This is a genomic window from Acinetobacter sp. 5862, assembly GCF_024494585.1.
GTDB lineage: Bacteria > Pseudomonadota > Gammaproteobacteria > Pseudomonadales > Moraxellaceae > Acinetobacter.
This window is the reverse complement of the sequence record NZ_JANHGP010000058.1, coordinates 26348-46060: the sequence shown is the minus strand read 5'-3', so window position 1 is coordinate 46060 and position 19713 is coordinate 26348. Positions and strand designations below refer to the sequence as shown.

Annotated in this window: 25 protein-coding genes, 1 tRNA gene and 1 riboswitch; of the genes, 12 read left to right on the top strand and 14 right to left on the bottom strand. The window is 40.5% G+C overall.

The genetic code is table 11. The features are described from left to right. Position 1 precedes the first annotated feature (1 nt). Genes NO346_RS11595 through NO346_RS11585 form a run of 3 tightly spaced genes read left to right on the top strand, consistent with a single transcriptional unit; the run spans position 2 to position 3845 of the window. The gene (locus NO346_RS11595) at positions 2–940 is read left to right on the top strand and encodes an ABC transporter permease (protein WP_256415244.1); all 939 of its coding nucleotides are present in this window, start codon (positions 2–4) and stop codon (positions 938–940) included. Between the two features lie 10 nt (positions 941–950). Continuing rightward, the gene (locus NO346_RS11590) at positions 951–2099 is read left to right on the top strand and encodes an ABC transporter permease (RefSeq protein WP_256415243.1); all 1149 of its coding nucleotides are present in this window, start codon (positions 951–953) and stop codon (positions 2097–2099) included. A gap of 12 nt (positions 2100–2111) precedes the next feature. Further along, positions 2112–3845: an ABC transporter ATP-binding protein gene (locus NO346_RS11585; RefSeq protein ID WP_256415242.1), complete on the top strand. Its 1734-nt coding sequence runs from the start codon at positions 2112–2114 to the stop codon at positions 3843–3845. A 58-nt stretch (positions 3846–3903) separates the two neighbouring features. Here NO346_RS11585 and rluB read toward each other — a convergent pair whose 3' ends face one another. Genes rluB through NO346_RS11570 form a run of 3 tightly spaced genes read right to left on the bottom strand, consistent with a single transcriptional unit; the run spans position 3904 to position 6270 of the window. Then, positions 3904–4839, bottom strand: a complete 936-nt coding sequence (gene rluB / locus NO346_RS11580) for a 23S rRNA pseudouridine(2605) synthase RluB (protein ID WP_087536766.1) — start codon at positions 4837–4839, stop codon at positions 3904–3906. Between the two features lie 40 nt (positions 4840–4879). Next, positions 4880–5479, bottom strand: a complete 600-nt coding sequence (gene scpB, locus NO346_RS11575) for an SMC-Scp complex subunit ScpB (protein WP_256415241.1) — start codon at positions 5477–5479, stop codon at positions 4880–4882. After that, positions 5476–6270 carry a ScpA family protein gene (locus tag NO346_RS11570; protein WP_087544730.1) on the bottom strand — a complete coding sequence of 265 codons (795 nt, stop codon included), beginning with the start codon at positions 6268–6270 and terminating at the stop codon, positions 5476–5478. Before NO346_RS11570 ends, scpB begins: the two co-directional genes overlap by 4 nt. Before the next feature lie 245 nt (positions 6271–6515). Between NO346_RS11570 and NO346_RS11565 the strand changes: the two genes are divergently transcribed. Further along, positions 6516–7232 carry a GNAT family N-acetyltransferase gene (locus NO346_RS11565; protein WP_256415240.1) on the top strand — a complete coding sequence of 239 codons (717 nt, stop codon included), beginning with the start codon at positions 6516–6518 and terminating at the stop codon, positions 7230–7232. Between the two features lie 14 nt (positions 7233–7246). Here the strand turns inward: NO346_RS11565 and NO346_RS11560 are convergent, their stop codons facing one another. Together NO346_RS11560 and NO346_RS11555 are read right to left on the bottom strand one after the other, a co-directional pair. Next, positions 7247–7864, bottom strand: coding sequence for an L-threonylcarbamoyladenylate synthase (locus tag NO346_RS11560; protein ID WP_005217965.1), 618 nt, complete (start codon positions 7862–7864; stop codon positions 7247–7249). Between the two features lie 91 nt (positions 7865–7955). Next, a complete protein-coding gene (locus tag NO346_RS11555; protein ID WP_087546980.1) occupies positions 7956–8618 on the bottom strand; it encodes an elongation factor P hydroxylase in 663 nt (220 codons plus the stop codon). A 95-nt stretch (positions 8619–8713) separates the two neighbouring features. On the opposite strand from NO346_RS11555, the gene NO346_RS11550 reads away from it, so the two are divergent. The 7 genes from NO346_RS11550 (at position 8714) to lysM (ending at position 12898) form a co-directional block, all read left to right on the top strand. After that, complete coding sequence (locus NO346_RS11550) at positions 8714–9274, top strand: DUF177 domain-containing protein (protein WP_004663562.1); 561 nt, start codon at positions 8714–8716, stop codon at positions 9272–9274. A 78-nt stretch (positions 9275–9352) separates the two neighbouring features. After that, the gene (gene rpmF / locus NO346_RS11545) at positions 9353–9538 is read left to right on the top strand and encodes a 50S ribosomal protein L32 (RefSeq protein ID WP_004638135.1); all 186 of its coding nucleotides are present in this window, start codon (positions 9353–9355) and stop codon (positions 9536–9538) included. A 195-nt stretch (positions 9539–9733) separates the two neighbouring features. After that, on the top strand, positions 9734–10726 hold the full coding sequence (gene fabD, locus NO346_RS11540) for an ACP S-malonyltransferase (RefSeq protein WP_256415239.1): 993 nt from the start codon (positions 9734–9736) through the stop codon (positions 10724–10726). Beyond that, the gene (gene fabG, locus NO346_RS11535; protein WP_004663557.1) at positions 10723–11457 is read left to right on the top strand and encodes a 3-oxoacyl-ACP reductase FabG; all 735 of its coding nucleotides are present in this window, start codon (positions 10723–10725) and stop codon (positions 11455–11457) included. Before fabD ends, fabG begins: the two co-directional genes overlap by 4 nt. An 86-nt stretch (positions 11458–11543) precedes the next feature. Then, positions 11544–11780, top strand: a complete 237-nt coding sequence (gene acpP, locus NO346_RS11530; protein ID WP_004655272.1) for an acyl carrier protein — start codon at positions 11544–11546, stop codon at positions 11778–11780. 186 nt (positions 11781–11966) lie between these two features. Beyond that, a complete protein-coding gene (acpP, locus tag NO346_RS11525) occupies positions 11967–12209 on the top strand; it encodes an acyl carrier protein (RefSeq protein ID WP_004682864.1) in 243 nt (80 codons plus the stop codon). Positions 12210–12424: 215 nt separating this feature from the next. Continuing rightward, positions 12425–12898: a peptidoglycan-binding protein LysM gene (gene lysM / locus NO346_RS11520; RefSeq protein WP_256415238.1), complete on the top strand. Its 474-nt coding sequence runs from the start codon at positions 12425–12427 to the stop codon at positions 12896–12898. Between the two features lie 79 nt (positions 12899–12977). On the opposite strand, the gene NO346_RS11515 is transcribed toward lysM, so the two are convergent. Further along, positions 12978–13745 (bottom strand): hydroxymethylpyrimidine/phosphomethylpyrimidine kinase, encoded by a 768-nt coding sequence (locus NO346_RS11515; RefSeq protein ID WP_256415237.1) that lies wholly within the window; start codon positions 13743–13745, stop codon positions 12978–12980. 93 nt (positions 13746–13838) lie between these two features. Here NO346_RS11515 and NO346_RS11510 point away from each other — a divergent pair, with 93 nt between their 5' ends. Beyond that, a complete protein-coding gene (locus NO346_RS11510; RefSeq protein WP_256415236.1) occupies positions 13839–14513 on the top strand; it encodes an HAD-IA family hydrolase in 675 nt (224 codons plus the stop codon). A 48-nt stretch (positions 14514–14561) separates the two neighbouring features. Here NO346_RS11510 and ribB read toward each other — a convergent pair whose 3' ends face one another. The 8 genes from ribB to lolB form a co-directional block, all read right to left on the bottom strand. After that, the gene (gene ribB / locus NO346_RS11505) at positions 14562–15221 is read right to left on the bottom strand and encodes a 3,4-dihydroxy-2-butanone-4-phosphate synthase (RefSeq protein WP_087536789.1); all 660 of its coding nucleotides are present in this window, start codon (positions 15219–15221) and stop codon (positions 14562–14564) included. Between the two features lie 98 nt (positions 15222–15319). Continuing rightward, positions 15320–15475: riboswitch (FMN riboswitch) on the bottom strand. 219 nt (positions 15476–15694) lie between these two features. Beyond that, a complete protein-coding gene (panD, locus tag NO346_RS11500; protein WP_004655255.1) occupies positions 15695–16075 on the bottom strand; it encodes an aspartate 1-decarboxylase in 381 nt (126 codons plus the stop codon). Between the two features lie 146 nt (positions 16076–16221). Next, positions 16222–16803 carry an aminoacyl-tRNA hydrolase gene (pth, locus tag NO346_RS11495; protein ID WP_005158359.1) on the bottom strand — a complete coding sequence of 194 codons (582 nt, stop codon included), beginning with the start codon at positions 16801–16803 and terminating at the stop codon, positions 16222–16224. Between the two features lie 19 nt (positions 16804–16822). After that, positions 16823–17119: a 50S ribosomal protein L25 gene (gene rplY, locus NO346_RS11490; RefSeq protein ID WP_004663523.1), complete on the bottom strand. Its 297-nt coding sequence runs from the start codon at positions 17117–17119 to the stop codon at positions 16823–16825. A 97-nt stretch (positions 17120–17216) separates the two neighbouring features. Continuing rightward, a complete protein-coding gene (locus NO346_RS11485) occupies positions 17217–18170 on the bottom strand; it encodes a ribose-phosphate pyrophosphokinase (RefSeq protein WP_004663520.1) in 954 nt (317 codons plus the stop codon). Positions 18171–18207: 37 nt separating this feature from the next. Further along, positions 18208–18282 (bottom strand) — tRNA-Gln (locus tag NO346_RS11480). Beyond that, complete coding sequence (ispE, locus tag NO346_RS11475; protein ID WP_256415235.1) at positions 18281–19114, bottom strand: 4-(cytidine 5'-diphospho)-2-C-methyl-D-erythritol kinase; 834 nt, start codon at positions 19112–19114, stop codon at positions 18281–18283. The genes NO346_RS11480 and ispE overlap by 2 nt, the downstream gene beginning before the upstream one ends. 13 nt (positions 19115–19127) lie before the next feature. Further along, complete coding sequence (gene lolB, locus NO346_RS11470; protein WP_256415234.1) at positions 19128–19709, bottom strand: lipoprotein insertase outer membrane protein LolB; 582 nt, start codon at positions 19707–19709, stop codon at positions 19128–19130. Positions 19710–19713: the final 4 nt, after the last annotated feature.

The window sequence follows — 19713 nt, the reverse complement described above, 5'->3', positions numbered from 1 at the left end:
TATGCTTGCTTATGTCGTGCGTAGACTATGGCAAATGATCCCGACCATGTTGGGCGTCATTCTGCTGATTTTCTTCTTGTTTAACTGGGTGGGGGGAGATCCTGCATATATTTTGGCAGGGAAAATGTCTAGCCCAGAGCAAATCGAAAACATCCGTAAACAATTGGGCGTTGATCAGCCCTATTATGTGCAGCTGTGGATTTTTATTAAACAGATTCTGACTTTCGATTATGGTGCGAGTTGGAGTACGGGAGAGCCTGTATCACAGATTATCCTGACCCGTTTAGGGCCTTCACTGACTTTATTGATTCCACTGACGATTTTACAAACCGTGATTTCAATTATCCTTGCTTTAGCGGTTGCTTCAGTTCGTGGATCACTGACAGATCGTATGGTGATGATGCTGTGTACTATTGGCATGTCGATCAGTATTTTGGTGTATATCATCGTGTTCCAGTATGTGTTGGCATACCAACTCAGTTGGTTCCCCGTACAAGGCTGGAGTGATCAGTTTAGTCAAAACTTATTCCAATATTCTTTGCTACCTATCTTAATCATGTTGGTGGTGAGCATTGCCCCAACGCTACGTTTATATCGAAGCTTCGTCCTAGATGAAATTAACCAAGATTATGTGCGGACTGCGCGTGCCAAAGGTGTGGGGGGGTCTAGGGTACTGAGTGTGCATGTGTTGCGTAATGCATCGATTCCAATTGTCACTGAAGTGATGGCTAGTCTGCCTGCCTTACTGATTGGTGCTTTCCTGATTGAGCGATTCTTTGGTATTCCGGGTATCGGGCGTGAAATTATTATTGCGGTTGAGCGTAGTGATTTTCCTGTAATTAAAGCGATTACCGTATATATCGCTGTTGTGACTATGATTTTTAACTTGATCGCCGATCTGATTTATAAGCTCCTCGATCCTCGCGTACAGTTGAAATAGGAGGATGACAATGCTCAGTACAATTTTTAAAGGCAAATCCTCCTCAAGTGAATCTCCTGCATCAACAGGACTCTGGCAGTTGGCATTGAATCGATTGAAATCAGATCGAATCGCCGTGGTTTCTTTCTTGGTGGTGCTGTTTTATTTCATCTTGCTCGCGTTATCAATGACAGGCGTGATTGCTTCCAATTGGAATAAAGAAGTTGCTGTCAGCTACGCGCCACCGACATTTTTAGGGGCGGATACTGAGTCAGATCAAATGAAAGACAGTAGCAGTAGCCAGAAGATAGAGGCATTACCTGAAAATCCAGTTGATCCATTGAAAGATGTGATTCAACAGCTCAATGCCGAAATTCAGGCTGAACAACAAGGTAGCTCAGTCATTGATAATTATGGTGTGGTTGATCCTTTAGCAGAGGATATGCAGCAAATTGATCAACAGCTTGGTGGGCATCTACTTGATCAAAAACAAGAGTTAAAAACCACGTTGCCTTTTGGGGCAGATAAGTGGGGGCAAGATGTGCTGCTCAAAACTATTAAAGGTGCTGAAACCTCAATTCTGGTCGGTTTGTTATCTGCTTTATTGGCTGTGGTGATTGGTACTTTTCTTGGCGCGATTGCAGGTTATTTTGGCGGTTGGATTGATGATGTACTGAACTGGTTCTATAACATTTTCACTTCGATTCCTTATCTGCTATTAGTGCTCGCGATCGCTGCGGTACTCCAACAAAAAGGAATTTTGTCAATTGTTTTGATTTTAGGTCTAACGGGTTGGACTGGGGTATTTCGTTTGGTTCGTGCTGAATATATGAAGCACAAATCGCGTGAATATGTACTTGCTGCCAAAGCCATTGGAGTGAGTCATTTACGCCGTATGTTTGTGCATATTTTCCCGAATGTCAGTCATATCGCGTTGGTTCAAATTTCGATTCTGGTGGTGTCATTCATTAAATCTGAAGTGATTCTGAGCTTCCTTGGTTTTGGTGTGCCTGTGGGGGTGGTGTCATGGGGCAGTATGTTGAATGAAGCACAAAGTGAATTGATCTTGGGTAAATGGTGGCAATTGGCAGCGGCATCTATCGCAATGGCGGTGTTGGTTACTGCATTCTCCATGTTTACCGATGCATTGCGTGATGCTTTAGATCCTAAGTTGAAATAGCGGAGAAAAAATATGCAACCTCAAAATGAAACACCGCTATTACAGGTAGACGATCTTCAGATCAGCTTTAAAGGTGAAAATAAACAATGGATCGAAACGGTTAAAGGAATTTCATTTTCAATTCCTAAAAATAAAACCGTGGCTTTGGTCGGTGAGTCGGGCAGTGGTAAATCGGTTACTTCCCTAGCGGTGATGGGTTTATTACCGAAAGGACAAAGTCAAATTGCAGCGCAAAGTCGTATTACTTTTGAGGGTAAGGATTTACTGAATTTATCTGCAAAAGAAATTCGGAAAATCTGTGGTAAGGAAATTGCCATGATTTTCCAAGAGCCGATGTCTTCATTGAATCCTGTATTCACGGTCGGAGATCAGATTGCCGAAGTGCTATGCATTCATTTAGGCATGGGACGCAAGCAGGCCAGAGTACGAGTGCTTGAGTTACTTCGAGAAGTCGGTATCCCTGCACCTGAAACAAAAATAGATGCTTATCCAAGTCAGCTTTCTGGTGGTCAGCAGCAACGGGTTATGATTGCGATGGCAATCGCCTGTGAACCAAAGCTATTGATTGCGGATGAACCGACCACAGCTTTGGATGTCACTATTCAAAAGCAAATCATTGATTTGTTGGAATCATTACGACAACGTCACCAAATGTCGATGCTGTTCATTACCCATGATTTGGCTTTAGTGGGTGAAATAGCCGATGAAGTGATTGTGATGCGGCATGGTGAGATTCGGGAGGCAGGCAAGGTTGAGCAGGTATTGCAGCAACCCAAAGATGTGTATACCCGAGCCTTGTTACATTGCCGTCCACAGTTGTCCTCACGTCCATACCGTTTACCTGTGACCAGTGATTTTATGAAGCAGGACGAAAATGGACAATTGATTGAAGCAACCAATTTGTCCGAATTAAATCTGAAACAGCGTGTCCGTGGTTTGTCTGGTGATGAGCCGATTGTGCTTGATGTTAAAGATCTGAAAAAGTCGTTTTATAGCCGTAAAGGTTTATGGGGGCGAGAGGAATTTCAGGCGGTCAAAGGTGTATCTTTTCAATTGGCTAAAGGTAAGACTTTGGGCTTGGTCGGTGAATCGGGTTCAGGCAAAACCACCATTGGTCTATTGCTGATGCGCTTGCACGAAGCCACAGGTGGGCAAGCCTTGATAAATGGTAAAGATATTCTGTCCATGACCGAGAAAGAATTTTCCCAGTACCAGCGTAAGATTCAAATTATTTTCCAGAACCCTTATGCTTCACTCAATCCACGCTTTACCATCGGGCAGATTTTATTGGAGCCAATGCGGATTCATGGCATAGGTCAGAATGATGCTGAGCGCAAAAAGATGGCTTTGGAGTTACTGGAAAAAGTCAGTTTACCTGTAGATGCCTATGACCGTTATCCGCATGAGTTTTCTGGTGGGCAGCGGCAACGGATTGCCATCGCACGCTGTCTGACTTTAAAACCTGAGATTTTGATCTGTGATGAATCCGTTTCTGCCTTAGATGTTTCAGTGCAGGCGCAAGTATTGAATTTATTGCAGGACCTACAGGATGAATTTGGTTTGAGTTATATCTTTATTTCGCATGATTTATCTGTAGTGAAATATATTTCTGATCAGGTAATGGTGATGAATCATGGTGAGTTGGTTGAAATTGCCAATTCGGATGAGTTGTATTTACATCCACAACATGAATATACCAAGAAACTGCTCAATGCCATTCCGCAGGGGGTAAACCATCATCATTAAAATTCAAGCATAAAAAGAAACGCTCTAATCAGAGCGTTTTTTATTTTAAAGCCAAGAATTAGAATTTCTTAAAGCCTTTGTTAAAACCAATGGTTTTGCGGCCATTGTTATTATTGCCATTGCCTGAACGCTGCTCTTGTTGCTCATCATCACGGCGCTGTTGACGTAGATAGCCACCACGACGTGCTGCCAATGGTTTTTCTGCCATTTTTTCAGTACGACGTTTTGCCATACCAAACAAGCCAGTACCTTGACGTGGTTTTAATTCAACTGATTTCGCTAAGTTGTCGATATCAGTTTTATCTAATTCCATCCAACGACCTGTACGTAATTCACGTGGCAAAATGACAGTGCCATAACGGGTACGTAACAAGCGACTTACTTTTAAGCTTTGTGATTCAAAGATACGACGTACTTCGCGATTACGACCTTCTTTCACCACAACTTGATACCAACGGTTGATACCTTCACCGCCAATTTCAGAGAATGATTCGAATTTGGCTGGACCATCTTCAAGCTCAACACCTTTCAGCATGTTATTACGAATTTGTGGCGTGACTTCACCCATCACACGTACCGCATATTCACGCTCAACTTCATTTGAAGGATGCATCAAACGATTCGCAAGTTCACCATCATTCGTGAATAACAATAAACCAGTACTGTTAATATCCAGACGCCCTACCATTACCCAACGGTCATTTGCGATTTGTGGCAAATGATCAAATACAGTTGGACGTTTCTCAGGATCATTGCGTGAGCAAATTTCACCCTCTGGTTTATAGTAAATGAGAACACGGCGGCGAATTTCATCTTCTACCTGAAACTGAACCTTACGACCATCGATACGGAGTTCATCTGTAGGTTCAATACGTTCACCCACTTGAGCAATTTTTCCATTGATACTGACGCGACCAGCAGCAATGACTTCCTCCATATAGCGACGTGAGCCTAACCCGACTCTCGCTAAAACCTTTTGTAATTTTTCACTCATGACAGCACAACCTTAGACATAATAATCAACAGTTCACCTCTCAAGACTTCGGTGCATGTGCATCGAGTGTCATGAATGCTTCCTTGGCGTTCTGCAGGGGAGGCAATTGACCTAGCGAGGCTAAACCAAATGCATTTAAAAATTGGGGCGTTGTGACTAACAACGCAGGTCTTCCAGGTAAATCTCTAAAACCAGATTCTTTGATCCAGTTCCAGTCAAATAAGTTTCTCAAGATCTGACTATTATTCGATACACCACGAATCTGTTCAATATCAGCACGTGTAACAGGCTGATGGTATGCAATCACGGCGACTGTTTCGAGTAGCGAGGGTGACAACTTGGTCGGGCGTTCAGGCCAAACCTGCGCAATAATATTGCGATACTTTGCTCGTACCTGAAAGCGGAACCCTTGAGCCGTCTCAATTAACTCAATTGAACGGCCATGTTGCAACATCGCAATTTGCTGTAAAAAATGACGTAATTGTTGTTTATTATATTGGTTTTGAAATGCTTCTTTTAATCGTGCAAGTGAAACTGGTGAGTCACTAGCGAACAAAATTGCTTCAATCTGTAATAAGACATCGTGATGAATATCTTCAAGTGACATTCCTTCATTGGTGTCAAATGGATCTAAACTCATGCTGCAATGCCTTGAACTGTTAAAGGAGCTTCAATACCTGTATGGATGATTTGAATTTTTTGCTGGCGCGTAAGTTCAAGCACTGCCATAAAAGTCACCACCATGCCCATACGACCTTGCATAGGATTTAATAATTCCATAAAACTTAATGCTTGACCTGATGCAAGTTGACCTTCAATAAATGCTATACGTTCTTCGAGCAACACTGGTTCCTGCGCAACAATATGTGTGATCGGTTCTGGACGATTAAACACACAAAATAGTGCATCACGTAAGGCATCGACATCATAACCTTCATAAATTGGAGCAATATGTCCAAGACTTACATTGGCACTAAAAGTATCTCTTTCAAAGATTGGCATTTGCCCCAATCGTTCAGCTGCTTGCTTAATACGGAGGTATGTTTCTAAACGATCAATCAATTCTTGTTTAGGATCTTTTTCAAATTGATCAACTAGAGTTGGTTTTGGAAGCAATAATCGTGATTTCAAATCAGCGAGTAATGCTGCCATCACCATATAATCAGCAGTTAATTCGATATTCAAAGACTTCATACTATCCATATAGGATAAATACTGGGTTGCAATTGGTGAAATATCTAACTGTAAAAGATCAAAGCCATTTTTCTGAATCAAATAAATCAGAAAGTCTAATGGCCCTTCAAACTGCTCCAGTAAAATTTCAAATGCCGCAGGTGGAATGTACAAATCTTCAGGTATGACTTCTTGCCACTCGTCAAGCACACGAATGGAAGGAATTAATTCCAAGGTCGAAGGAAGAATTTGATTCATTACCGTTTATAAGCCACGCGAATTTTCAAAAGCATGAAAGGATGATTTTTTTGTGTTCAAGAAAGTGACACATGCTACAAGCAAGCCTATTCTAATCGAAATCCTTCATTTAATAAATTACTCACTTACAAAAACCTTAAAGTTCTCAGGGTATTTTCTATACTTATACAAGCGAATATGGATGATATAAAAATCTTATGCTTAAATCGGTCATTAAACTTCGCATTTCTAAACTATAAGTCACCATGAAAAATTATTTAAAAACACAACGGAATCAGTTCGGACAAACGACAGGTTTTTCGCTTGAAGAAAATGTGACAGCTTCACCCGTGCAGGGAAATATATTTGGACAATACGTTCAGTTGGTTGATGTAGCTGATGGCATAACAGATCAGGCGGCAGGGCAGTTATGGGAAGCGGTATCGACAGAACCCGATGAACGATGCTGGACTTATCTGCCTTATTCAGCTCCACAGAGCCAACATAGTTTAAAAGATTCATTAGACAACTTATTCGGCTTTAAAGATTCCACTCATTTTCTAATTCAAGTTGCTGAAGAGATACAAGGTTGGGTTGCATTGTTAAATCCGAGGCTTGGGCATGGCGTGATTGAGATTGGTAATGTTTATTTTTCACATAAAATGAAAAAATCAAAGGCGTCAACTGAAACAATTTTCTTACTGCTAGAACAATGTTTTGCATATGGTTTTAGACGTATTGAATGGAAATGTGATGATTGTAATGCGCCGTCTAAAGCTGCTGCTTTACGCTTCGGTTTTCAGTATGAAGGCGTATTTCGCCAAGATCGGATCATAAAAGGACGAAATCGAAATACTGCATGGTTTTCGATTGTTGATGATGAGTGGTCGGAATTAAAAAATGCTTATCAGCAATGGTTAAACCCAGACAATTTTGATTGGCAGGGTATTCAGAAACAGAAGTTGTCTGATTTTTTTGATTGAATAATGATCAGTGCTTATTCAAAAGCACTGACATCACCAACACCACGACGGATAATTTCAGGATTTTCTCCAGATAAATCCACGATACTGGTAGTGGACAAGGTACCGAAGCCGCTGTCAATAAACACATCAATGCGTTTACCGAGCTGATTTTCAATATCATAAGGATCATCAAGCGGATCTTTTTGATCAGGCAAGATCAATGTACTGGTGAGTAACGGTTCGCCAAGTTCTTGTAATAAAGCTTGTGCAACAGGATTACTTGGAATACGCAGACCAATTGTTTTTTTCTTTGGGTGCATTAAGCGTTTTGGCACTTCACTGGTAGCAGGTAAAATAAATGTGGTAATAGCAGGGGTATTGGCTTTTAACAGTCTGTACATCGCATTATCGACTTTTGCATAAGTTGCAATATCAGATAAATCACAACACATAATTGCATATTGATGTTTGGGACCTAAGCCACGAATCTGAGCTATTCGCTCCATTGCACTTTTATTCCCAATCTGACAACCAATCGCATAGGCTGCATCAGTTGGATAAACCACCACATCACCCGCACGAATACGTTCAACCGCCTGAGTGATTAAGCGAGCCTGTGGATTTTCAGGATGAATATGTAAATGTAACATTATTATTGTAACTCCCTGATCTTTATGGCTGAATTAAGTATGAAACTTGTTCTAGTAAAGATGCAAGTCCTAGATGTGTTAATTTTGTCATTCAATCAAGTAATTCACGTTTAAATTCATTTAGTTGTAATGGTAAGCCATTACGGGTACAAACACAGATATAGTGAATAAAAAGTGCAGCATCTCGTGGCAAAGTGGCTTCACCTGAAAAATAACGTTGTACTTGAGCAAAAACATTATCTTTAAATTGTGTTCCATTGCCGCTATCACCCGTTAGATTATCTAAAGAGACACGAAACTTTCGACCAAAGGCTGTTGCAAATAACCATTCAATGGCTTGAGGCTTAATTTCAACTTGTTCAAATAAAGCTTGCTGTTCTGCAGTACGACCATCGGGTGCATACCAATAACCTAAATCAGGTAAAAGGCGACGTTTTTCACCTGAAATACTCCAATGACTAATTTCATGCAAGGCACTGTTAAAGAAACCATGTGCAAATTGGATTTTTGCAGGCTGTTGATTTATGGCTGGGAAATATTCTGGTTCAAAATCACCTTTAACAAGCGTGACATTATGGTGGGAAAACCAGTGATTAAAGTGTAAAATAAGCCAATCAACCTGTTCTGGTTCTGTTGTTAACGTTTTCCAAGATGAGCGTTGCACTTGATCTGGTGTTAACATAGGAGCAGTGATTGAATGGGGGCTAACAAGTGATGAAGTTGTTACTTCAAGTTGCGGCTGCAACAGATGCATTGCTGTGTTACCACGAGTTCTGTCTAAAGAAGTGCAAAATTGTATCTTAATCTTTGACAGAGTACCGATGAATTTGTAGAATTGCCGCCTTAATTATGTCAGCAAATACTTTTCCAAGCCAAATCGAGCCATTTAAATGGGCTGAACAGGGCTATACATGGTCAGGAACACTGCCATTGTCTCGCTTTGCTCGTATTGCTCGAGAAGCTGTTGGTTCAATTGATGATCAATTGATCAACATAGACTGTAAGCTATCAATGGATGCCTATCATCGCATTGTATGGTTAGATGGACATATTGATACTAAAGTTCCAATGGAATGCCAACGTTGCTTGGGATCTGTTGAAATTGAATTAGTCTCAGAATTTCATTTAGCTTTAATTGATGATGAGTCACTGATAGAGCGATTGGATGAGGATGCTGATTTCATCGTTTTAGGTGAAAGTGAATCGTCGAAAAAAGGGAGTATTGATACACCTGCTTCGATTGATTTACTCGCATTACTAGAAGATGAATTGTTATTGTTGATGCCTTTGTCTCCCAAACATGATGTTTGTGAGCATAAACATCAACCTGTCGTTCAGGACGTTGTCGAAGAAAAGCGGGATAACCCGTTTGATGTTTTGGCAAGTTTGAAAGGCAAACTTAACTCATAACACAATTTGTGTTATCATGTTGAGTTAAGACAACTGAATTTGTTCTGATCCATTTTTCGATCTTTGTAAGGAGCCATCATGGCCGTTCAGCAAAACCGTAAAAGTCGCTCTCGCCGTGACATGCGCCGTTCACATGACGCTTTAACCGAGAATGCATTATCTGTAGACCAAACTACTGGTGAAACTCATCGTCGTCACCACGTGACTAAAGACGGTATTTACCGTGGTCGTCAATTATTCGCTAAAGCAGCTGATGCTGAATAATTGAGTTATATGCATTAAGCGTTAGCTTAAAGTATAAAAAATGGGAGCGAAAGCTCCCTTTTTTGTTGTTTTTCGCAATTAAAAAACGATTTAATCAATGGTAAATTGCCGCATCGGAAAAGAGTCTGTTGTCATTCTCATGTAGAATTATGAGTGTTGATAAAACTGGCGATAGACCATTTTAAGGATTTTTATATGTCGACTAAGCGACTTGAGCAGGCTGCTCAAGCAACAAAAACAGCATTTGTTTTTCCTGGTCAGGGTTCACAAAAAGTAGGGATGCTGGCTGAGCTTGCAGAGCAGTTTAGTGTCGTTCGAGATACCTTTGCAGAAGCATCAGCAGCACTTGGTTTTGATCTTTGGCAGATTGCCCAAAGTGGTGAGGGTTTAGATCAAACTGAAAATACTCAACCAGTTTTGCTAACAGCAAGTATTGCCTTATGGCGTGTATGGTTAGAGTTAGGGGGTATAGCACCGAAATACTTGGCTGGACATTCTTTGGGAGAATACAGTGCGCTTGTTGCAGCAGAGGCAATGAGTCTAGCTGACGCTGTTAAATTAGTCCATTTACGCGGAAAATTGATGCAGAGTGCTGTTCCTCAAGGTGCAGGCGCAATGGCTGCAATTCTTGGTTTAGCCGATGAGAAAGTGATCGAGCTTTGCCAAAAAGTGAATGCATATGCGGCAGGCCAAGGTTCGGTTGAAGCGGCGAATTATAATGCGCAAGGTCAGGTGGTGATTGCAGGCAGTACAGCTTTGGTTCAGCAAGTCATGGCTGAAGCAAAAGAGCAATCTGGTAAAGCGATTGCATTGCCTGTTTCTGTTCCGTCACATTGTACCTTGATGAAACCAGCAGCAGAAAAGTTTGCTGAAGCTTTGGAACAAACTGCCATTGAGCTACCCCACCTTCCTGTAATACAAAATGTCAACGCGGAAATCGCGACAGATGTTGCTCAATTACGTCAGGCATTAACGGCTCAGTTATATCAGTCAGTTCAATGGACACGTACCATGCAATATCTTCAAGATGAAGGTGTGCAGTATGTGGTTGAATGTGGACCAGGTACAGTACTCAGCAATCTTGCCAAGCGATTACCCAACATAGAAAAAGCATTTGCGATTGATAGCAAAGCACGTATGGAAGATGCCCTAAACGCAGTGTTAGTGGCAGAAGGAAAAATTGCATGACACAACAACGAAAAGTTGCGTTAGTGACAGGAGCAAGCCGTGGTATTGGCGCAGCAATTGCACAGCAACTCATTCAAGACGGTTATTTTGTGGTAGGCACAGCAACTTCTGAATCAGGCGCACAAAAACTGACAGAAAGCTTTGCTGAACATGGGGCAGGTGCTGTACTCGATGTTCGTGATGGTGCAGCGATTGATGCACTTGTATCAGATATTGAACAAAAATATGGTTCAGTACTGATCTTGGTGAACAACGCAGGCATTACCAAAGATAACTTGTTGCTTCGTATGTCGGAAGATGATTGGGACGACATTCTCAATATTCATCTGAAAGCCGTATATCGCTTGTCTAAACGCGTATTGAAAGGTATGACCAAAGCACGTTTTGGCCGCATTATTAACATTAGTTCAGTGGTTGCACATTTTGCGAACCCTGGACAGGCGAACTACTCAGCAGCAAAAGCAGGGATTGAAGCATTCAGTCGTAGCTTAGCCAAAGAGATGGGGAGTCGTCAGATTACAGTGAACAGTGTTGCACCTGGTTTCATTGCCACTGAAATGACTGATCAGTTAAGCGAAGATATTCGTAAAAAAATGACTGATCAAGTAGCTTTAAGTCGTCTAGGTGAACCTCAAGATATTGCTGATGCAGTGAGTTTCCTGGCTAGCGATAAGGCTAGTTACATTACTGGTACAGTTTTACACGTAAATGGTGGTCTATACATGGCCTAACTGGCGATGTATAAACTTTTAAAAGTTTTTATATTCAATTAAACTAGTGGCAAATCAAAACGCCACAAGCAATGAGGAGAATTCCTGTGAGCGATATCGAACAACGCATCAAACAAGCTGTAGCTGAACAATTAGGTATGCGTGCTGAAGAGATCAAGAATGAAGCATCTTTCATGGATGATTTAGGTGCTGACTCTTTGGATCTGGTTGAACTTGTAATGTCTTTCGAAAATGATTTTGATATCACGATTCCAGACGAAGATTCTAATGAAATCACGACTGTTCAATCTGCAATTGATTATGTAACCAAAAAACTTGGTTAATCATATCACATGATTAAAAGCCACCTTTTTCGGTGGCTTTTTTATATGTTCAACTTTTCATATGAATAGATGTAAAAATATCTTACAAAAAAAATAAACTATAAATATGAAAATAATTTATTTGAGTGTATAAAGTTCATGCTATTTAAAATAATTTATTAAACCATAACAACAAAAGGGAATTTTATGAATATAGCAAACCGTATTAAAGAGATCATTATTGAGCAACTTCGTGTAAATGAAGAAGATGTTTTACCAAATGCATCCTTTACAGATGATTTAGGCGCTGATTCATTGGCTGTAGTTGAGCTCATTATGGCTTTTGAGGGAGAATTTGGTACTCAAATTCCTTATGAAGAGGCTGAGAAAATTATTACCGTTCAATCTGCAATTGATTATATGACCAATATTGTGGGAGAAAATGCTTAAATTGCTTCAAGTTTTGAACGAATTGAAAGCCGCCGTAAGGTGGCTTTTTATATTTAAAAATATATAAATGTGAAAGCTTAAAATCAGTTTTACTGCATATACATATATTTACAATACCTCGTTAAATTGAAACTCGCATGCTTTATTTTTTCGGTATAACTAATTGTAAGTCTGTTTTGACTATGCTTAATCAATAATTACAGAGGAAATAAAAAATGGGTATTTTTGATTTTGTTAAAGGCATTGGTAAAAAAAATACAGCACCAGCAGAACCTCAGCCTGCTCCAGCCACACCTGTTGAGCCTTCAGCTCAAGAAATTGCCAATAAATTATTAGGTTTGATTAAAAGTTTAGGTCTTGGTGTTGATGGTTTATCAGTAACCTATAATGGAAATACCGATACAGCCATTATTAAAGGGCGAGTCAAAATCCAAGCAGATAAAGAAAAGATAGTTCTTGCCGTGGGGAATATTGATCATGTTGCTCAGGTCGATGATCAGATGACGGTTGAAGTGCCTGAACCAGAAAGTAAATTCTATACAGTAAAATCAGGTGATAATTTATCTAAGATTTCTAAAGAGTATTATGGCGATCCAAACCAATACAATAAAATTTTTGAAGCGAATAGACCATTACTCAAAAATGCGGATGATATTTTTCCTGGACAAGTGTTACGTATCCCTGAATAAATTGTAATGTGACAGAAGAGGCGCGTATTGCGCCTTTTTTATTAATAAATTCTGGAAGATTTATCAATTTGAAAACAACTTAAAACCGCTTTGGAATCTTCTGCCCATTGGGTACTGGTGTTTCAGCATTTTTGAGTACACCAAACAACCATGTTTCAGCATGTTGCACTGCAATTTTAAGGGAATCTCCCAAAGCTAAACGCCCTGCAATGAAACTTGCCAAAGAACAGCCAGAACCATGATATTGTCCGTCTAAACGAGTGCAATGACTTTCGGCAATCATTTTGCCGTCAGCATAAAGTACATTGCGAATATGATCAGGTGTATCTTCATGTCCACCTTTCACTAGTACAGCTTTTGCGCCCATCTCAAATAATTTTTGAGTGGCTTGCTCAATATCATCAATACCTGTTAATGCTCTTAATTCAACTGTATTTGGGGTAATGACTGTGGCTAAGGGAATTAACTCAACAAATGCTTTAACTAATGTTGCTTGATCACCGAGTGAACCCCCACTATTCGCGACTAATACTGGATCGAGTACATATTGATAATCTGGGTGTTGACGTAAAAACTCAGCCAATGCAGCAATATTATCGGTTGTACCCAGCATGCCTGATTTTACACATTTAATCGGTAAATCCCCCACTACTGCATTTGCTTGAGCAAGTAGTAACTCTTTTGAAGTGGCTTCAAAACCAAACACTTGTTGCGAGTTTTGAATGGTCAATGCTGTGCAGGCAATGGCTGTATGTGCGCCACTTTGCCCAATTGCCTCAATATCTGCTTGTAAGCCAGCACCACCTGATGGATCTAAACCTGAAAAACATAGTACGGTAGGACGCACAGCCATTTCCTTTTATTCTCTCATTTAAGCTAGTATATGGGAGTTTCGAGAAACTCTCGACTATGTTATGTAAGGCTTTAAGAGATTGAACGAATGACGATCAAAAATATTCTGATTGATTTAGATGGGACTTTAACTGACCCTAAAGCGGGTATTCATCGCTCAATTCGTTATGCTTTAGAAAAACTGGGCCACCCTTTAGCGGATGGAGTTGATTTAGATTGGACGATTGGACCTCCGTTGAAAGCTTCTTTGGCAAAGTTATTAAATACTCAGGATGATGATTTTGCTGAACAAGCGTTACTTGCTTATCGTGAGCGTTTTTCAGTGACTGGTTTATTTGAAAATGAAGTTTATGCAACAGTGGTAGAAACGTTGCAACAGTTGCAACTACAAGGTTATCGATTATTTTTAGCGACGGCGAAGCCAACAGTTTATGCGAAACGTATCCTTGCCCATTTTGGTTTGGATCAATTTTTTACTGAAATGTATGGCAGTGAATTAACAGGTGAACGTACCAATAAAGTAGATCTAATAGCTTATATTCTTGAAAAAGAGCAATTGGATGCGCAGCAATGCATTATGGTGGGAGACCGACAATATGATGTGATTGGTGCACGTGCCAATAGTATTGAAACCATTGCTGTAAATTATGGTTACGGCACAGCAGAAGAACTCGCTCAAGTACAACCGATTGCTCAAATCGCACAATTTAGCCAATTGCTTAATACGGTGAATCAACTGAATTTAGAACGAAAAGTATCATAATCATGAACGCAATAAAAAGCCTCGAATGATCGAGGCTTTTTTGTTTCATTAAATATTATGTTTTAAGCGATATTGAACCAATTCTTCGATACTAATCACGGTAAGGCCATGTGTTTGAGCATAAGCTAGAACTTGAATACCTGATGCCATAGAGCCATCAGGATTAGTCAGTTCACATAATACGCCAGATGGTTTTAAACCAGCCAAACGGGCTAAATCTATTGTTCCTTCAGTATGTCCTCTACGAGTTAATACGCCACCATTACGTGCACGTAATGGGAACACATGACCTGGTCGACTGAGGTCACTTGCAATAGCACCATCTTTAGTGGCAGCTAAAATTGTTGTTACGCGATCTTTAGCAGAAACACCAGTGGTCACACCTTGTGCAGCTTCGATCGTTACCGTGAATGCTGTTTTAAATTGGCTAGAATTGTCGACCACCATTGGTGGGAGTGCTAGATGATCGGCCAACTCTTCTGTCAGACATAAGCACACAATACCAGAACCATCACGAATCATTCGTGCCATGGTTTCGACAGTGAGTGTTTCAGCAGCAATAATAAGATCGGCTTCATTTTCACGATCGAAATCATCCATTACCAATACTGGTTTGCCTTGGCGGATATCTTCTAAAGCTTGTTGAATACGTTGTTCAGCAGGGGAAAGGGCTGAAAAGAAAAGTTCGGGTTGAATTAAACTCGACATAATGAAACGCTCTCGTAAATAGGATACGGCTGAACATTTCAGGACTGATGTAAAAAATAAGCGTACACCAAAACAACGCGAAAAGCGTATTTCAGTGGTTTCGTCTTCTTTCATCCGGACTATACCGTCGGCTTTGGTCTCTCACCAAATCTGCGAGTATATAAATATATACAGGCTCGTGGGCTGATTAGGTCACTTGATTGCAAGGCCCAACTTACCACCGGTGGGGAATTACACCCCGCCCTGAAGCGATGTGCTTTGATTATAGCTAGTTTTTTGAGAGGAAAGGGAACTATTTATGAAATGGATCGTTCTATTGAAATATGAATTTAAGCAAATGAAGTTTCGGTTTTGTCGTGGAGAAGTCATTGTTTTTGAATTGTTTTGATGAGTTCTATTCAGCACTTAGTATCGACCTAGCCATAAAAAAAGCCAGTTCACATTGACTGGCTTTTTAGAAATTTTTTAAATATTTATGCAATTTGTACAGGAATACAGTTTGCCGTGTGATTGACTGTATTGTCCGGATTTGCATAAACCAAACGTGGTTTGTGAAGGTTGGCTTCTACTTCAGTGAAATCACCAAAAGTTGCAATAATGACTAAATCACCGACATCAGCTTGGTGTGCTGCGCCACCATTCACTGAAATAATACCTGAGTCATCTTCACCACGAATTGCATAAGTTGTGAAGCGTTTGCCGTTGGTTACGTTCCATACGTGGATTTCTTCGTATTCACGAATCCCTGCTAAGTCCATTAATACACCATCAATTGCACAAGAACCTTCATAATGAAGTTCTGCATGAGTGACAACTGCACGGTGAATTTTACATTTTAATAAACGAGATAGCATGGCTAGCGTCTCCTGAGTAAGACCTAAGATGAATATCTTATTGGTTGACTTGTCACGTTTCCCGCTGGCGATAGGCGGTTTGATGCGCATTTTGCGCTTAAAAATGCAATATGGCAAGCGTGATTGATCAACAATTCAGTTTAAATTTAAGCGGGTTTGTATGCATTAATTTGATTCATTGCCTGTGAAACTTGTCCATCGACAAGCATTTTCACTTTGGATAAAGCATGATCAATCGCAGCATCCATTAAAGCTTGTTCACTGCTAGGAGCTTTGCCAAGCACATGACCAGAAACACGTTCTTTAGAACCAGGATGTCCAATTCCTATACGTAAGCGATGGAAATTAGCACCAATATGTGGAACGATGTCGCGAAGACCATTATGTCCGCCATGTCCACCACCTGATTTTAAACGAATAATACCAGGATCCATATCGAGTTCATCATGAGCAACAAGAATTGCTTCAGGTGCAACTTGATAAAATTTGGCAAATGGTACGACACTTTGACCAGAACGGTTCATGAAAGTGGTAGGTAAGAGTAAACGTACGTCATGACCATCAATTTGACCACGACCGCTGTATCCATGAAATTTTGGATCAGCCTTTAAAGAAATACCATAACGATCTGCAAGCTGTTCTACGAACCAGAAACCTGCATTATGGCGGGTTTGGGCATATTCCTTACCAGGATTACCCAAACCAACAATTAGCGAAATATTTGACACTAATTTACGCCTTTAACACTTATGCGCGTTTGAAGTCAGCGTGCATAGGTGTGTTTTTAGCTGGGTGACGTTGTAACGCTTGGATTTTAACGTTTTCAACTTTATCACCGATTTTGATTTCGATAACTTCTTCGAAGAAAGCATTGTTTTCTAAAGCTTTAACGATTTCACGAAGCTCTAAAGTAACAGCTACAGGCTCAGCGCTACCACCATAGATGATTGCTGGGATTTGAGCAGCGTGGCGAAGGCGGCGGCTCGAACCTTTCCCTTGTTGTGCTACTTCACGTGCTTGAGCGTTTAATACGAAGTTTGCCATGGGCATATCCTCATTGAGTTTGAGTAACTAAACTTGCGACCAGTTTAGTGATAGAAAAACCCTAGCGAGCTAGGGTTTAAGAAAAAAAGCTGGGCTATTATAGATAACTATCGAACATAGCGCTAATAGATTCTTCGTTATTGATACGACGAATTGTTTCAGCAACCATGCTTGCAACAGAAACTTGGCGAATTTTACCTAAGTTTGCTGCTTCATCTGAAAGAGGAATCGTGTCAGTAACAACGAGTTCATCAATAACAGAGTTACGAAGGTTATCAATCGCTTTGCCTGATAAAACAGGGTGAGTCGCATAAGCAATCACTCGACGAGCACCAAATTGTTTCAGTGCATCCGCAGCTTTGCAAAGCGTACCTGCTGTGTCGACCATGTCATCAACAATGACACAGTCACGATCTTTTACATCACCAATCAAATGCATCACTTGTGACTCATTTGCTTTTTGGCGACGTTTATCAATGATAGCTAAATCGATATCACCTAACTGTTTTGCAACAGCACGTGCACGAACAACACCACCAACGTCAGGTGAAACCACCATAAGGTTGTCATGTTGTTGTTGACGTAGGTCTGCCAATAACGCAGGCGTTCCGTAGATGTTGTCAACAGGAATATCGAAGAAACCTTGAATTTGGTCTGCGTGTAAGTCGATCATTACCACACGGTCAATACCTACAGTTGTCAGCATGTCTGCAACAACTTTTGCAGTAATTGGAACACGAGCAGAACGTGGACGACGATCTTGACGTGCATAACCGAAATACGGAATGACTGCAGTGATACGACCAGCACTTGCACGACGCAAAGCATCAGCCATGACCAAGATTTCCATCAGGTTATCGTTGGTAGGCGCACAAGTAGATTGAACGATAAAAACGTCTTTACCACGAACATTTTCAGTAATTTCAACTGAAATTTCACCATCAGAAAACTTGCTTACAGAAGCAGCACCGAGAGGGATATGTAAGTGGCTTACGACTTTTTGGGCGAAATGTGGATGAGCACTTCCACTAAAAACGACAAGATTGGGCATGAAGCACCCTTGGCGGTTGGCTTATAATGAATTTGGATGGCAGGGGCGGCTGGATTCGAACCAACGGATGGCGAGATCAAAACCCGCTGCCTTACCACTTGGCGACGCCCCTAACGTGTAACTTTGAAATGTCTTAAAGGTGATTCTGCTAAACTGTTGACCAAGTAAGCTTTACAAGGTGCGTTTTGCAAAATCTTCTTCGTATCCATTTCACTGGTTACTTCAGTAAAAACACAAGCACCTGTACCTGTAAGCTTTGCTAGACCAAATTGATCTAAATATTGCATCGCTTCTTCAACTTCAGGGTATAACTGTCGAGCCAGAGGTTCGAAGTTATTTCCAAAGCTAGAAGGTTCTAACTGATAGGCGCAAAATGTAGTGATCTTAGAATCTCTTGTCAATGTTTTTTGTGAAAAAAGTGCTTGAGTGCTGATAAAACAATCAGGTTTTAAAATTATGAATTGTTTTTGAGCTAAGTCTATGAATGATAAATGTTCACCTATGCCTTCTGCCCATGCATTTCGACCAAAAATAAAGATAGGCACATCGGCACCCAGTTGCACACCATAATCAGCTAATTGCTGCTCATTTAAACCGCATTGCCACAGTTGATTGAGTACAATGAGTGTAGTGGCTGCATTAGATGAACCGCCGCCAAGACCAGCACCCATCGGAATATTTTTCTCGATTTGAATATTTAACCCACATGGTTCTTTTGCATGGGGTTTGAGTAATTGTGCTGCACGATAGATTAAGTTTTGTTCAAGAGCAACCTCGTTTAAGCCTTCAATATGAATCATTCCATCCGAAATTCGCTCAAAAGTCATCCAATCATATAAATCAATCAGTTGAAAAATAGTTTGTAATTCATGATAACCATTGTCTCTACGACCAGTGATGTGCAGAAATAAATTCAATTTAGCAGGGGAAGGTACTCTAATCATAAAAGAATCTAATCTATCGGTTTTGAATCACCATTGTAATACGGTTTTCTTTATCGTCAGCAAGTGCTTGCTTCAACAAAAGTTTATTTGGAAGGATTTGCTTATCGTTATAGCTGAAATCAACAGTCCAGCCATCTTCAATGAGCTGTTTCAAGCGATTTTGTTCGTCTTTGCTCGCTTGAGCATTTTGCGTCGCAGGCTTCGCTTGTACCCAGTAGGCAAGGTGCATAATCGGTGCCTGCCAACCTGTTGCTTTTTCTAATAATTCTTCAGGTGTAGCTGCCGTAATCAGACCTGTTTTGGCGCTATTTAAGGTGACTTGACCTGGTTTGCCTTCAATCTGGGTTTTCCCAACACCTAAAATTCCAGTCAGTTCAATATCAAATTGATCTTGTTGTTGAACCCATGTAAAAAAAGCACTGCCAGACTGTTGTGGTGTACGTACACCTATTTTACCTTGTAAGCTAAAGTTATTTTCATCTTGCACTTGTGGTGAAGCAATGATCTTATTTGGTTGGCTTAGATGTTGGCAGCCTGTTACTACTAGGACACTACTGCTACATATTGCGACACATAATTTTGAAAACAAGCGCATGTAT

Bases quoted from the DNA above. Each gene is read 5' to 3' on its own strand.
- NO346_RS11595 (WP_256415244.1), top strand. From the start codon at position 2: ATGCTTGCTTATGTCGTGCGTAGACTATGGCAAATGATCCCGACCATG.
- NO346_RS11590 (WP_256415243.1), top strand. From the start codon at position 951: ATGCTCAGTACAATTTTTAAAGGCAAATCCTCCTCAAGTGAATCTCCT.
- NO346_RS11585 (WP_256415242.1), top strand. From the start codon at position 2,112: ATGCAACCTCAAAATGAAACACCGCTATTACAGGTAGACGATCTTCAG.
- rluB (WP_087536766.1), bottom strand. From the start codon at position 4,839: ATGAGTGAAAAATTACAAAAGGTTTTAGCGAGAGTCGGGTTAGGCTCA.
- scpB (WP_256415241.1), bottom strand. From the start codon at position 5,479: ATGAGTTTAGATCCATTTGACACCAATGAAGGAATGTCACTTGAAGAT.
- NO346_RS11570 (WP_087544730.1), bottom strand. From the start codon at position 6,270: ATGAATCAAATTCTTCCTTCGACCTTGGAATTAATTCCTTCCATTCGT.
- NO346_RS11565 (WP_256415240.1), top strand. From the start codon at position 6,516: ATGAAAAATTATTTAAAAACACAACGGAATCAGTTCGGACAAACGACA.
- NO346_RS11560 (WP_005217965.1), bottom strand. From the start codon at position 7,864: ATGTTACATTTACATATTCATCCTGAAAATCCACAGGCTCGCTTAATC.
- NO346_RS11555 (WP_087546980.1), bottom strand. From the start codon at position 8,618: ATGCATCTGTTGCAGCCGCAACTTGAAGTAACAACTTCATCACTTGTT.
- NO346_RS11550 (WP_004663562.1), top strand. From the start codon at position 8,714: ATGTCAGCAAATACTTTTCCAAGCCAAATCGAGCCATTTAAATGGGCT.
- rpmF (WP_004638135.1), top strand. From the start codon at position 9,353: ATGGCCGTTCAGCAAAACCGTAAAAGTCGCTCTCGCCGTGACATGCGC.
- fabD (WP_256415239.1), top strand. From the start codon at position 9,734: ATGTCGACTAAGCGACTTGAGCAGGCTGCTCAAGCAACAAAAACAGCA.
- fabG (WP_004663557.1), top strand. From the start codon at position 10,723: ATGACACAACAACGAAAAGTTGCGTTAGTGACAGGAGCAAGCCGTGGT.
- acpP (WP_004682864.1), top strand. From the start codon at position 11,967: ATGAATATAGCAAACCGTATTAAAGAGATCATTATTGAGCAACTTCGT.
- lysM (WP_256415238.1), top strand. From the start codon at position 12,425: ATGGGTATTTTTGATTTTGTTAAAGGCATTGGTAAAAAAAATACAGCA.
- NO346_RS11510 (WP_256415236.1), top strand. From the start codon at position 13,839: ATGACGATCAAAAATATTCTGATTGATTTAGATGGGACTTTAACTGAC.
- ribB (WP_087536789.1), bottom strand. From the start codon at position 15,221: ATGTCGAGTTTAATTCAACCCGAACTTTTCTTTTCAGCCCTTTCCCCT.
- panD (WP_004655255.1), bottom strand. From the start codon at position 16,075: ATGCTATCTCGTTTATTAAAATGTAAAATTCACCGTGCAGTTGTCACT.
- rplY (WP_004663523.1), bottom strand. From the start codon at position 17,119: ATGGCAAACTTCGTATTAAACGCTCAAGCACGTGAAGTAGCACAACAA.
- NO346_RS11485 (WP_004663520.1), bottom strand. From the start codon at position 18,170: ATGCCCAATCTTGTCGTTTTTAGTGGAAGTGCTCATCCACATTTCGCC.
- ispE (WP_256415235.1), bottom strand. From the start codon at position 19,114: ATGATTAGAGTACCTTCCCCTGCTAAATTGAATTTATTTCTGCACATC.
- lolB (WP_256415234.1), bottom strand. From the start codon at position 19,709: ATGCGCTTGTTTTCAAAATTATGTGTCGCAATATGTAGCAGTAGTGTC.